General features: G+C 59.0%; 9 protein-coding genes and 1 pseudogene. 5 read left to right on the top strand and 5 right to left on the bottom strand.

The genetic code is table 11. The features are described 5' to 3' along the window. Positions 1–1,145, top strand: a 1,145-nt coding sequence (locus EOA33_RS09450; protein ID WP_145989098.1) for an O-antigen ligase family protein, incomplete at its 5' end; no start/stop codon positions are given. A gap of 568 nt (positions 1,146–1,713) precedes the next feature. Here EOA33_RS09450 and EOA33_RS09445 read toward each other — a convergent pair. The 5 genes and pseudogenes from EOA33_RS09445 to EOA33_RS09425 form a co-directional block, all read right to left on the bottom strand. Then, on the bottom strand, positions 1,714–2,256 hold the full coding sequence (locus EOA33_RS09445; RefSeq protein WP_127405487.1) for an AAA family ATPase: 543 nt from the start codon (positions 2,254–2,256) through the stop codon (positions 1,714–1,716). A gap of 499 nt (positions 2,257–2,755) precedes the next feature. Beyond that, positions 2,756–2,955 (bottom strand): annotated as a pseudogene (locus tag EOA33_RS40355) (IS21 family transposase); the annotation flags it as partial. A gap of 969 nt (positions 2,956–3,924) precedes the next feature. Further along, on the bottom strand, positions 3,925–4,446 hold the full coding sequence (locus EOA33_RS09435; RefSeq protein ID WP_127405486.1) for a hypothetical protein: 522 nt from the start codon (positions 4,444–4,446) through the stop codon (positions 3,925–3,927). Between the two features lie 358 nt (positions 4,447–4,804). Beyond that, positions 4,805–5,218 carry a hypothetical protein gene (locus tag EOA33_RS09430; RefSeq protein WP_127405485.1) on the bottom strand — a complete coding sequence of 138 codons (414 nt, stop codon included), beginning with the start codon at positions 5,216–5,218 and terminating at the stop codon, positions 4,805–4,807. A 352-nt stretch (positions 5,219–5,570) separates the two neighbouring features. Further along, positions 5,571–6,491, bottom strand: a complete 921-nt coding sequence (locus tag EOA33_RS09425) for an HNH endonuclease (protein ID WP_127405484.1) — start codon at positions 6,489–6,491, stop codon at positions 5,571–5,573. Positions 6,492–6,723: 232 nt separating this feature from the next. Between EOA33_RS09425 and EOA33_RS09420 the strand changes: the two genes are divergently transcribed. The 4 genes from EOA33_RS09420 to EOA33_RS09405 form a co-directional block, all read left to right on the top strand. Then, positions 6,724–6,945, top strand: coding sequence for a hypothetical protein (locus tag EOA33_RS09420; protein WP_127405483.1), 222 nt, complete (start codon positions 6,724–6,726; stop codon positions 6,943–6,945). Continuing rightward, positions 6,945–10,046 (top strand): anti-phage-associated DUF499 domain-containing protein, encoded by a 3,102-nt coding sequence (locus tag EOA33_RS09415; RefSeq protein WP_127405482.1) that lies wholly within the window; start codon positions 6,945–6,947, stop codon positions 10,044–10,046. Before EOA33_RS09420 ends, EOA33_RS09415 begins: the two co-directional genes overlap by 1 nt. Before the next feature lie 36 nt (positions 10,047–10,082). After that, positions 10,083–10,637 (top strand): DUF3780 domain-containing protein, encoded by a 555-nt coding sequence (locus EOA33_RS09410; protein ID WP_127405481.1) that lies wholly within the window; start codon positions 10,083–10,085, stop codon positions 10,635–10,637. Then, on the top strand, positions 10,637–12,591 hold a 1,955-nt coding region (locus EOA33_RS09405), incomplete at its 3' end, for a DUF1156 domain-containing protein (protein WP_127405480.1). The genes EOA33_RS09410 and EOA33_RS09405, both read left to right, overlap by 1 nt.

The following is a 12,591-nucleotide window of genomic DNA, read 5'->3' as shown; positions in this document are numbered from 1 at the left end:
GGATAACGGCAGCCATCTATATCTACTGCGCAGCCATGGTGCTGGGGTCGATTGCCGGTGGTATGCTGAGGGCTGACCTGCCGCTACTGCTGTCGCTGGCCACCCTGCTGTTCTTTCCGATTTCCTATTCGACGTGGAGCATCACGGACAAACTCGCCCTGGCGCGCATTGCAGTGCGCGCCAGCGCCGCTGCATGCGCCGGCGCGTTGGTGCTGGCCATCATCCAATATTATTGGATCGGAATGCTCAGGGCCGAAGGCGGCGCTGGAAATCCTATCGTCTTTGCGACGGTGACTTGCCTCGCAGCGATGATGTGCCTTGCGGGCGCTTTGTCGGGAATAGAAAAAGACCGGATGCCCTTGATTGCTGCCGCTCTCGCGGGCGTCCTGGCAATCCTCTACTCGGGCTCGCGTTTGGTATGGGTTGCCTTATTGGTCGCCGCCGTCGCCGTCCTTCTAGTCAACCGGAACAAATTGACGCGAGGAAATATGAGAAGATCGCTGACGATCGCGGTCGCTTCCGGCCTCCTGACCGTGGCAATCACCTTTCCTATCATCGTCGACCGCACCGCCGTCCTGTTCAAGGACTGGGACGCCCTCGTCACCAAAGGCGACCACTCGACTCCACTCGGGCTCCGGGTTGGACTCTGGGACGTAGGCGTCAACGCATTTCGTGAGACGCCATTCCTCGGCAACGGCGTCTCCGCCAGTCGGGCGCTGATAAGGCAAGGATTCAAAGACCGATTTGGAATGGACCAAGGTTTCAATCACTTTCACAATGGCTTTTTGACCGCGCTGGTAGAGGCCGGGCTGATGGGCGCCCTCGCCCTTGCAGCGGTTTTCGCCATAGCAGCCTGCCATGCCGCAAGGGTCTTGCGACGCAGCGCGGACCCATCGGAGCGCTTCGGTGCGACGATGGTCACCGTCGCAGTGATTACCTACCTGATCGGCGGCCTTGGCGGCATTCTCGTCGGCCACGACATCCTGGATTCGACCCTGATGGTTTTTCTGGTTTCCGGAACATACTTGGCGTGCGGAGAAACGGTGTCCCCGACCGGGAAAAGCTCGCATTATCAGTCAGCGGATCATAACCATCGCACCGGCTGCCCAGGAATAATCGCTGTTGGTCCGCCAGAAAGCCCGTGAGTCCGGCAAAATCGAACTTCGCCTTTTCGCCCGAGTACCATTGCTTCGTCCTTTAAGGCCCGTGTTTCGCCAAGTGGGAAAAGACTTCACGTCGCCAGATGCAGCAAGCAGCTTGTCATGAAGGTAGGCTTGCTCCTCAAATCGCGCTTTCCTTATCAGCAGTGGGGTCATCCTGGCTATGTGGCTGTTCCGAGCGCCGGATTGGGCCGCAGCGTTTGACTAAACGTTGATTGGAACTTTAGATCTCGCTAAGGAAACTTTTCGGGGGAGAGCGGTGGCGGACTTTCGTAGACTTACATGCCCAGCCTGCCAGGGCGGAGGGAAGGCGGTGACCTGTGGTCGGTGGAAAGACACGGCTGGGACATGCTGTCCGCCAGGCAGCCACAGGCCGGGCTGTCCGGGTCGCACCGGGGCGTGCACCTACTGCGACGGTACCGGAATTCGGAGGCTTGTGGCCGAATCGATACCGACCGCGTGGGCCTAAAGAGCTCTGCATGAGCAAATGAATGGCTGGAGTGAGAGTAATTGATAGCGACGGCACCGTGGCCCGACGATGCGGACAAAGCGGTCATTCATTTCCTATGTGTTCGAGGACGAATACTGCGCGCTCCTCAATGCTCACCAAAGGCAAATGAACAAGGTCGTACCCTAGTCTGGAGTACGTCTCGGCCATAATCCGATAAGTTGCCTCAGCCTCGCCCTTGTCCTGCTTCCGTTCGTCATCCTGAGAAAATATTGCGTCCCAGAAGGGCGCAATGAAGACCCGTCGATTATATCGAAAGAGCCTCGCCGCTCTTTCAGCATAGCCGGGAATGGGCAGACCACACAGGCTCAAATAGCCGATCACGTCAAGTATGCTGCGATCCATCAGCACAGGACCGGCCATCCCTGATGCCTCTCGATGTGATCGAAGCTCCCATCCGAGCATGAGTTCCGCAAACGCCGATCTGTCCGCCCAAGGCAGCGCATTGCCTTTGATCCTGACCTGATCCTGAATGATTGCTCGGCCGGCCTCGGGCATGTGCTGAATACCTTTGAGCGCAAGCGCTTCAATTAAGCTAGTTTTTCCTGAACCGGGTCCACCGGTCACGACAAACAAATGGTCACACATGTGCCATCCTCGGTTCTGTTGTTAAGGGAAGAAAGGCCGACAGGGAGCGTTGCAATCGCAGAAGGCGATGTTCGGCGCGGCTCCATGATAGAGATGCAGCGGAACGTCTGCAACGGGCATGGGATGACAATCAAGAGTGCGTACTATTCCGCTCCCTGCCGCAAACGTTTCGAATTACGGCATAACTCGTTGGCTCCACTGCACCGTCGCGGCATGCAGGCCGAGAGCATCACCGACGTCGCGAACGGAGATCCGGCAATACAACTTGCTCGAGGCGGCTCTTTCGGGTCTCCGCGTCGATACCGACGCGCTGAGAACCAGCTCCTCTGGGCAGAGCCCTCGACCATGGCGGCGAGTCTATCGACCAACTGCGAGAAGCCAGGGCCGCAGGAGCCGGCATCACCGACGCGGATCGCTGGATGTCACTCTCTCCTTGCGAAGACACCCCCGATTGAGCTCTTGACACGCTGTGCCCAGAGTCTAGCGACCGGGATGGCGACATGCCTGGGATCTTGAGCAGCTCCTCCACGCGTGGCCATATCGGTTCGAGGGGGTCAGGCCGGGTACGCCAGTGCCGCTCGCGCTTCTTCTGGGATGGCAGATGCGGATTCTTGTCGATCCGGCGTGCACTACGTTCGCTGATACCAGCCTTGGCGGCCGCGCAGCAACGGCCTGGGTATGGTGACGACGCTGAGACATGTAACGATGTACCTGTTGATCGGTGATGTGGAGGCCAGGAATCGGTACCTATCGCTGCTATGTTCGATAGGTGTTCCGATACCACCACTCCACGCGCCCCGATCAGATACGCCGGCCACCGTAGTTGTCGCCGCGCACGCGAGCGAGTTGCCAGCGCAAGAAACGGGTGGTTTCAAGCAGAACTAGGAATAAGGGTTGGCCATTCTCCAATCGCGATATTTGACGCGACGACATCTTAATGGAAGGTCACAAGTGCACGATTCCCATCCCAGCCGAACTTTCCAGCCCGCTCAGTTGCAGGGGAAAGCTATCGCCCGACGTCGACGTGAGAGCGAACGCTTGGCGGTGCTGGAACAGTTCGTTGAAGAAAGAAGGCGTGCTGTTGACCTAAGAAACTGGATCGATACCTATGCTGTCAATGCAGCTCAGGACAGTGAAACCGAGCTGACGCGCATGTGTGAGTGGGCAAGAGCTAGACTGCGAGAATACGATCTACTGCTTGGCGACGCGAAGCCCAGCCCGGTAGCGCTTTGCATAGTTGACGATCGCGCCGCGGTTCGAACGGACATAGGTCAGGAGCTGCTCCCGAGGCTGTAAAGCCGTGCGATCGAGAACTTGCCTTCCTTCAGTGTTGAAGCCCGGCGCACGTGCCCACGCTGAGATGCTGACGCCTTCTATCACAACGCGATTGTGGGGGCAGCGCAGAGCGGGACCTTGGTCGATGCGGGTTACCAAACCTGTCTCTGGGGGTTACCAATGCGCGTGTTTGGTGGCCTTAAGTTACAAATCGGGGCCGCAATAAGCTCAATCAAAACATCTCCTTAAGCCCAGTCGGGAATTGATTGTCGTTGGGGCATATTGGTAACCTGTTGTCCGAAGAGCATTGGTAACCTCTTCGGGCGAAAGCGGCGGGATATCATCCACTTAGTTAGCAGTCCGGCCAACGACAGATAATTCTGGACTCTTTACCTACCGACGACAGATAATTCCTGGTTCTGGAAGCGCCGCAAGAACTTGACACGCTTCATCGACCGTCATGGTCGACTGAAGTTTGTTGGCCGTCACCTCGGCCGTGGTCGCTCCTTCAGGCCGCAGATATAACGCGACAGCGCGCTGCGTTTTCGTCCCGGGTGAGAACCCTAGTAGCTTGACCGCAATGCGATCATAGTCGGTCAAATCGCCTGCCTGAGATACCGAAACCTCGGTAACCGCCTTGGCCCGGCCCACCTCCTCCGCAGCAATCCCGGAATGTCGGGCAATACTCTCCAATGTCGCGGGCGGCTCCGCAGTCCCTTCGGAGAGTTCGTTGGAGAGTTCTGGGGTGATCCTCTCGTCAAAAGTATCCTTTGCCAGACACTCGTAATCCAATACCGCACCGGTGGTCATCGGCACCGCTATTGCATTCGGATTGCACAGCGATTCAACGGTTCCGAAATATGCGGAGAAGCATTGGCTGTCAGTATCAATCTGAATGGTCAGCCAGGCAGGCACGGCGCCATACTGGCGCGCAGCTTTCCGGACCTTTTCAGGGTAGATATTGTAGCCGCCGTTTAAGCTTCGGTTCCGCTGGTGTTACGTGCATTGACGGTGATGAAGTAACGTGCCGCTTGCCGTTCAGCAAGGAAATCGCCGCCCGCATGATTGTGTCTGAGACTGTTGAGGTCTCGCGACAAGAACCCTGCCTTTCTCAGTAGTTCCTCAGTCCAGCGCCCACCCAAATCCCCCAGCCTTTTTGTTCTGGTCATAGGTAAAGTCCTCCAACCCTTCACACCGGAGGCACCCCTTCATCAGCATCTCGTCCTACTAGCATAATGCCCCAAGGCACCTTGTGGAGATGTGGAATGCAAGACTAGCCGATCGCCGAAAGAATGCGAGACAGGGCGTTATTTGCCGCCCGCACTTCCTGGGTTAACTCGCTCTCCGGTTTCGCTGAACCGGAATAAAACACGATATCCTCATAAGGACTGGAGCCGCGTGTCAGGACGCGCAGCGTGATCGACGTGATTTCCTCGGTCTGCGACTTCGACCCCGTTACCGCCCCTGCCACGGCCCCGAGAGGGCCAAGAAGAGCACCGCCAACGACAGCGCGGCCAAGCTGAGAACCGCGATTGGATTTTATCGACGTCCTGCCCTCCTTCATAACCGAAGCGGAAATAACGTCGGCCTTGGCGATGGTCCGCGATCCGTACTGGCTCGCGACAGTCACTGTTCCAGACGAAGAAACGGAAATACCTTGCGCCCCGTCACGCGAAATGAAGTTCACCCCAGACCCCAGCTTGCCCTCCGTCCTAGCCCGCGCAGCCGCTTTGTCCTGACTATCCCAATAGCCCCAAACACCCCGAGAACCGCGACAGCGATGCATATCCAGATAAGCCAGTCCATGATTTCCCCTCCTTTTCCCAACGACAGTCTTCACAGATCGACCACGTGGACACAAGCCGCAGCATGTCCCCTGGCGCCGGGCTCGTCACAACCGGACGCAAGGGAAGGAAGGCAAGACCGTAGAGCGCAGCGTCAACGACAGCTTTCGCCCCAAGCGGTCATAGAGAGCAGACGGAATGGACGGCTCAATTGAGCCCGAGCTCATACTTGACCGCATCTTGTCTTGCGCTGACTCACCCCAGAAATCTGTTTTCACGATGCCATTGCAACGCTGCCGGAGATGGAAGCGCTGTGGGGCCTCTGGGATCACGCAAGGTACTGCCGTGCAGATCGTAGTAATGTCTGCCGTTGTCGAAATCCTCCTTCAACCGGCGGCTAACGACGAACTGCCGCTTTTCGTCGATCGTAACATATCCAAGATCAAACAGCTTATGCACGTCGGTGCGCAGGAGGACACCATTGGATGCTTCATGCATCCCGCCGTCGGCATAGGAGCGGATGTGTGCTGCGTCGAGAATTGGAAGTGTTCTTTCTCCGGTCACAGCGCAGCGCCGCTCATAAGCATCGGTCACGATGATGCGAAATGCCCCCTGCCCTAGTCGTGGCTTTACCAATGTGGGCGTACCGTATCTCGCGGGTTGTTCTGAATCAGCGGTAAATATCGAGCTCTCGGCACGGGATAGCACTGGATTCCAGAGGGCTCGGCCCTCGACTTCTTCCGTGTCAAAGCCACGACCGACTACGATGTTGGGCTTCCAGCTTGGGGGGATCGGAAGCCAGAGATCACGTGGCCAAAAGAAGGGCTTTGTGAGGATACGACATCCGATCACTGGATCAATGCGCGGATCGAATGACTCATCTGACCGATATCGACGAATTCGCTCGTGCATGTCGACATGGCTGCGCACGCCGTTTTTTGTGCCGAATGTCTCCCAAGCAAGTGAAAGCGGTATCCTCGAAGAAATTGAAAAGATGCCCCCGCCAACGATGAAGTTCAGCGGGGCGTGAAGTTTGAAGAGGAAAAGCTCTCCCGGACGCAGGGCGCGGAAATTTGTTCGTCCGCTTGGCGCCCAAAAATTCACCTCGTCCGGCTGACTGCCGGACAGAAAATCGAACCAGTCCTTATCTGTGACGGCGACGAATATCTTGAGCATACAGCATCATGTTATGGAGCCGAGGCCGAAGCAATATCATGCAGCATTCGGAACCGTGATCGCGGTCGCGCGCGGCACAGCGATCGCTCCCATTCCGCCCAGCAACGATCGGCCGATACGCGAGCAGGTCTTTGCGACAAAGCTCGACTAGGCCCAAGCGGCTGCTATCCAAACAGTGCTTGCCGCTTGGGCGTAATCTTCCTAAAAGGAGGAAGTGGACGGGGGGTCTGATTTGCTGAAAATCGCCGGCGAGGCGTTGTACGGGGAGCGGTGGCAATCGCCCCTCGCGCGAGATCTTGGCGTAAGCGACAGGACGGTGCGCAATTGGTGCGCCGCCAAGCACGAATACCCTCACGACCTCGCCGACCGGCTGCTATCGATTCTGCGCAAGCGCAGCGAGAAGATGTTAGCCGTCATTACGACGATCGAAAAGAACGTGAGCGGAACCCAGTGATGCTTCAGACAGTCACAGACGCGTGCGAGTTCCGCCAGGAGGCGCTCGAGTATGCCCTTTCCAAGCAGGTTGAGGACCTTTCAAACCTAATCGGCCATACGCCCGAGATGGCCGAAGCCTTCTTCGACAAAACCTTCATCACCGAAGGCATGTCCCAGTTGCTCCGGCAGGGCCTCCAGCGCGTTGCCGGAGCATCCGACCAGGCTGTGTTCGAGCTGCGTCAAGCTATGGGCGGCGGCAAAACACACTCTATGCTAGCCCTCGGTTATCTCGCTGCCAACTCACAGCTCGCTGAGCGGATTGATCGCCGCCTGACAGATGGGCTTACCCCGACGCAAGCGAAGGTCGTTGTGGTTAGCGGACGCGACGTCGACCGCGACAAGTTTATCTGGGGCATGATTGCCGAGCAGCTCGGCAAGGCCGAAGAATTCACCTCCTTCTGGCGGTCAGGACCGGTGGCGCCGAACGAGAGCGACTGGCGCGCTTTGATCGGCGACGAGTCGGTGCTGATACTATTCGACGAGCTCCCGCCTTACCTCGACCAGGCCGTCACACGACCGGTAGGCATGGGCAGCCTTGCCGATGTCACCTCGGCCGCGATCACGAACCTGCTCTCCGCCACACTCCGCCTGCCGCGCCTCTGCGTCGTCATTTCGACTCTGATCGGGCAGTACAAATCTAGCGCCGAGCTGACACGCATCGTTTCGCAGATCACCAATGAGACCCGCCGGTCGGCCAAGCCGATCACTCCCGTTGAGCTCGGATCGGACGAGATCTACTACATTCTGCGTAGGCGTCTGCTCGCTCGTCAGCCGGCCCAAGCCGTCATCGAAAGTGTCGCGGAGGCTTACGGAAACGTGCTTTCGGATGCAGTCAGGTCAAAGACACTTGAAAGGGCAGCCGAACGGATCGCTGATGAGGTCGCGGCAACCTACCCCTTCCACCCGAGCCTGAAGACCGTCGTTGCCACATTCAAGGACAACGAGAGCTTCCGGCAGACACGCGGTCTGATGACCATCGCCGCGCTAATGATCACGTCGGTTCAGAAGCGAAAGACGAACGACGTCTACCTGATCGGACCGCAGCACCTGGATCTTGCTGATCGCAACATACGCGACACGATCAACAACATCTACGACCTCGACGCTGCCATCACGGTCGACATTCTCGACACCGGTGCCAGCGACGCTCATGCCGAACTGATCGATGCTGACGCCGGCAACGATGCCGCCGGCCTGGCGGCCCGCCTCATTCTGCTGGCCTCCCTCGCCGAAGCCTCCGACGCGGTTAAAGGGCTGCAGCCGCCCGACATCCTGTCGTTCCTGGTCGCACCGCTTAGGTCGGAGAACGATTTCGTCGCGGCGCTGGAATCCCTGACCGCCCGGTGCTGGTATCTGCACAAGCGCGACAACGGCGCCTGGTATTTCTCGAAGAACGAGAACCTGACGAAGAAGATCGAGAACCTGGCTCGCAGCGCGCCGCAGCACAAGATTGAGCAGGATCTCGCACGGCGACTCGACGAGATTTTCACCACGCGCCGTCGCGCCGCTTACTCACGCATCCTCTCGATGCCAAAGATTGAGGAGATCAACACGCGAGGCGATCGGGCGCTCATCGTTCTTTCTCCAGACGCGAAGATCCCGCCGGGAAAGGCGCAACAACTCTTCAACGCTTCGCATGACCGCAACAACTTCGCGATCGTAAGCGGCGAAGGTCTCGACCTCGCCTCGGTTGAGCAGAAGCTCCGGACTGCCTATGCCGTCGCCAGAGTGCTCGACCAGGAAGGCCCCGCCAGTCCCAACCGACCCGATCTCGAGCAGCGTGCTGCCGATGCAGAGCTTGACGTCTACCAGACCATCGCCTCAACGCTGAACAAGATTTGGTATCCCGGCCGTGACGGCTCGGGCGAGCGCCTACTCGGCGCGGCGCTCAAACTCGACAATTACCGTCGAGAAGCAGCGGCGGGCTATGACGGCGAAACAGCCGTCGAAATGGCACTCACCGCAACCGGCAGTCGAAAGCTGATACTGGACATTGAAGCCCACTTCGACATGCTAGCGGAACGCGCGGAGGAGATGCTTTGGCCGCCGAGCGCGCGCACTACCACCTGGGATGACGTGAAGGATCGCGCCATCAGCAACGTGCGGTGGCTCTGGCTTCCGCGCGGCGGACTCGACGAGCTGCGCCGCCTTGCCATATCGCGCGGCCGCTGGCGAGAAAACGGCGCAGGTGGCCTGGAGAAAGGCCCATTCCCGAAGGAGAAGACCAGCGTCGGCGTAACCGAGGCCGCTTATGACGAGCTCACAGGCAGAGCCACGATCAACGTGCTCGCCAAGAACGCCGGCCGGCGCGGACGCATCTACTGGTCCGCTTCGCCTGATGTCTCGACTTCATCGGCCCGCCTCGATGGTCTGAAATTCGAGACTCGCGAGATGCGCGTCCACTTCCTAGCGATTGATCCCGACGGTGAACATGAGACGGGCGAGCCATTCTGTTGGACTAACCGGCTCAATCTCACCCACGATCCCCGGCCAATCGGGACTGGGCACGAGGTAACGTTGTCCGTAGTTCCGTCTGGCGAGATCAGGTGGAACACCGATGCGACTGCTCCGCGCGACGGAAAACTTTACGGCGGACCGATACACCTGGACGGCGACAGGGACATTGTCACCTACGCTTACGCCGAAGCATCCGGCGTAAGCGTCACGCGGGAGTTCAAGATTCCTCGTCGCGAAGGCGATGGCGTGAAAATCGATCTCGATCGTCCGGCCCGCGTGCGCAAGCAAGTTCAGCTTAACACCACGGACGTCGTCTTCGCCGCCATCGCCAAGGCCAAAGAGACCCGCACTCGCTTCCGGAACGTGCTGGTGACGGTCGGCTCTGGGAGCCGAAACGTCAGCACCAGTTTCGGATCAGACGTCAATGTCACAGCGGACGCTATCGAGCGGATCGCGAAGCTCGCGCGAACCGAGCTCGGCGATGAGAACGCCGACGTGAGCGTGATGTGGCGATTCGCCGCCTCCGAGAGGGCCGCTGATCTTGACCAGTTGATGGTCACGATCGGCGAGACGCTCGGGCCAGGCGAGATCGAGCAAGAGTGAGATGGCGAACCGGAACGCTTCGAGCGAGGAAACTAGATGGCGATCAGACCGCAGGGCGGCTTCGGCGTGCCGGACGATCAAATTGACCCGCAGCATTTCGTCGTGACGATCAGCGCGACAGGCCGAGAGGTCGTGACTGTCGTCGAGGATTACGGGATCTCCGGACCGAAATACGATGGCCAGGAGAATGCAAACGTCGACCGGGTCCTTCGCAGTCGAATTGATCCGCGCCGCTGGCGCCTCGTTGCGAGTCCCCTGCGTTCCGCGTTCAACGAACGCCTGAAAAGCCGAAAGTACAAGCCCGGTCGCTGGCAGACGGGCGAGAACCGAGTTCATCGCCTCCTCGGTCGTGAGATGTGCGTGCTACTTTGGGCTATCGAACAGTGCGACGAGGACAAGATTCCCGCCGCCATCATTGCCTGGACCGGTCTTCGTCCGGAAGAGCGCTGGTGGCTTTTTGCCATGGCTGCTCACAACTCCGGAAAAGCTGACGATCACGACCGCGGCTGGCGCAAAGCCATCCGCTTCGGCCTTACCGAGGGTGCGACCCCGCCAGACGCCCAGCGCTCCACTCTCTTGGACAGGCTCTGATGGACGCCCCGACGACCGCTCCGATGGTAACGCCCTACTCCCTCGCGAATTCCCCAGCTCTCATCGAGAGGCTCTGGCCAGCGCAAAAGCTGTCTGCCGAAGCGCAGAAAGAACGCAAAGCTGGCGCCGGGCAAACGCTGACCGCACTCGGCTCCTATTGGAAGGGCCGCAAGCCGCTCATCCTAGTCCGGGCCTGTGTCCTCAGCGCACTCCTCCCCGCTACGAGCAACCCGCAGCGCGATCTCGAAATCCTGGAGATGCTACTTGGTATCGATGATCAAGCATTCATGCGCCGCATGCGCATTTCTCCTTCCCAGGTCGCCCAGACCCTTCTCGACAACGGGCGGACGTTTGCCGATCTCGCGAGCTCCATCAGCATCGCAGTTCGAGGTCGCGAAACTAGGAAGGCGGCAGATGAAGACGATCTGTTGAGCGCAGTAACCACGTCGAAGGCACGATGGGCTCCTGATGCCCGCAGCGAGGTCGTCGACGCTCTCGTCCTCGAGACAATCTGCCATACCCCTTATGCCCAACGGGTCAAAGTTGCGCAGCGACCCGAAGAAACGGCTCATCTTCCAGCTGACGAGATCTGGGAGGTCGTGAACGAGCATCTCGGCACCAGCGCGCGCTCGATCGAAGAGCTGGTCGAGCAGCTTGGAATAATGCGCTTCGGACAGCGACCGCGAGTGGCAGACACATTCGCCGGTGGAGGTTCGATCCCCTTCGAATCCGCGCGGATCGGATGCGATGTGTACGCATCCGATCTCAACCCGGTCGCCTGCATGCAGACCTGGGCGGCAATCAACCTGATCGGGGGAGCCCCCGACGTGAGGAAGACGATCAGGGAGGCACAGGACGCCGTCGAGCGAGCCGTATCGGAGGAGATTGAACGGCTCGGCATTGAACGCGACGAAAAAGGGAACGTGGCCAAGGCATTCCTGTACTGCCTTGAGACACGGTGCCCCTCGTCCGGCTGGCTCGTTCCCATGCTACCCAGTCTGGTGGTGACAAACTCGAACAATGTTGTCGCACGTCTGGTTCCCGATTCTGCGGACAAGCGCTATGACATTCAGATCGTCAGTGGCGTTTCCACGGAAGAAATAGCGGCCGCCAGGACCGGCACAGTGCAGGACGGCTATCTGGTCCACACTGTTGAAGGCGAGACACACCGCACCTCTATCAAGTCAATCCGAGGCGATCGTCGGACCACCGACGGCGGATCGGCCAACAACCTCCGACCGTGGGCTTTGACTGATGTCCGACCGCGACCCGACGACATCTTCCAGGAGCGCCTGTACTGCGTCCAGTGGATCACCGCTGACACGATTCACGCGGGGCGGCAGCGGACCTATTTCGCTTCCATCAACGCGGCCGATTTGGCTCGAGAGGAGTTGGTCGCCGCTCTTGCCGAACAGAACCTAGCCTCTTGGCAATCCGAGGGGCTTGTTCCCGACATGCCCATTGAGCCCGGCGAAAAGACGAATGAGCCTATCCGAACGCGGGGGTGGACCTATTGGCACCATCTGTTCGCGCCAAGACACCTGCTAATCATGGCCGTCGCGTCGGAGAAAGCGAAGACTCTCGGCACTGCAGGGGCGATCCTTCGAGCCAAGCTCGCCAACGTGAACTCACGTCTCTGCATGTTGAATGGAAGCGGCGGCACGAGCGCCGCGCTGAAAGTCGACCACGTGTTCCTTAACCAGGCCTTCAACACACTTTACAATTTCGGCGCGCGCAGCTGGGCGCTTTCGACATCGCAGTTCCGACTAACCGAGTACGATCGAGGTCAAATCAAGACAAATACGCGCGTCCAGACACACAGTGCGGCCGATCTCGCCGAACCAGCGCACATCTTCATCACCGACCCACCATATGCGGACGCGGTCAATTACCACGAGTTGATGGACTTCTTCATTGCCTGGCTAAGAAAGTCCCCGCCGCCGCCATTCGACCA

The sequence above is a fragment of the Mesorhizobium sp. M4A.F.Ca.ET.050.02.1.1 genome (genome assembly GCF_003997725.1).
Classification (GTDB): domain Bacteria; phylum Pseudomonadota; class Alphaproteobacteria; order Rhizobiales; family Rhizobiaceae; genus Mesorhizobium.
Note: the sequence above shows the minus strand (reverse complement) of the source record. Positions and strands in the feature narration are given on the sequence as shown.

Bases quoted from the DNA above. Each gene is read 5' to 3' on its own strand.
- EOA33_RS09415 (WP_127405482.1), top strand. From the start codon at position 6,945: ATGCTTCAGACAGTCACAGACGCGTGCGAGTTCCGCCAGGAGGCGCTC.
- EOA33_RS09425 (WP_127405484.1), bottom strand. From the start codon at position 6,491: ATGCTCAAGATATTCGTCGCCGTCACAGATAAGGACTGGTTCGATTTT.
- EOA33_RS09410 (WP_127405481.1), top strand. From the start codon at position 10,083: ATGGCGATCAGACCGCAGGGCGGCTTCGGCGTGCCGGACGATCAAATT.
- EOA33_RS09445 (WP_127405487.1), bottom strand. From the start codon at position 2,256: ATGTGTGACCATTTGTTTGTCGTGACCGGTGGACCCGGTTCAGGAAAA.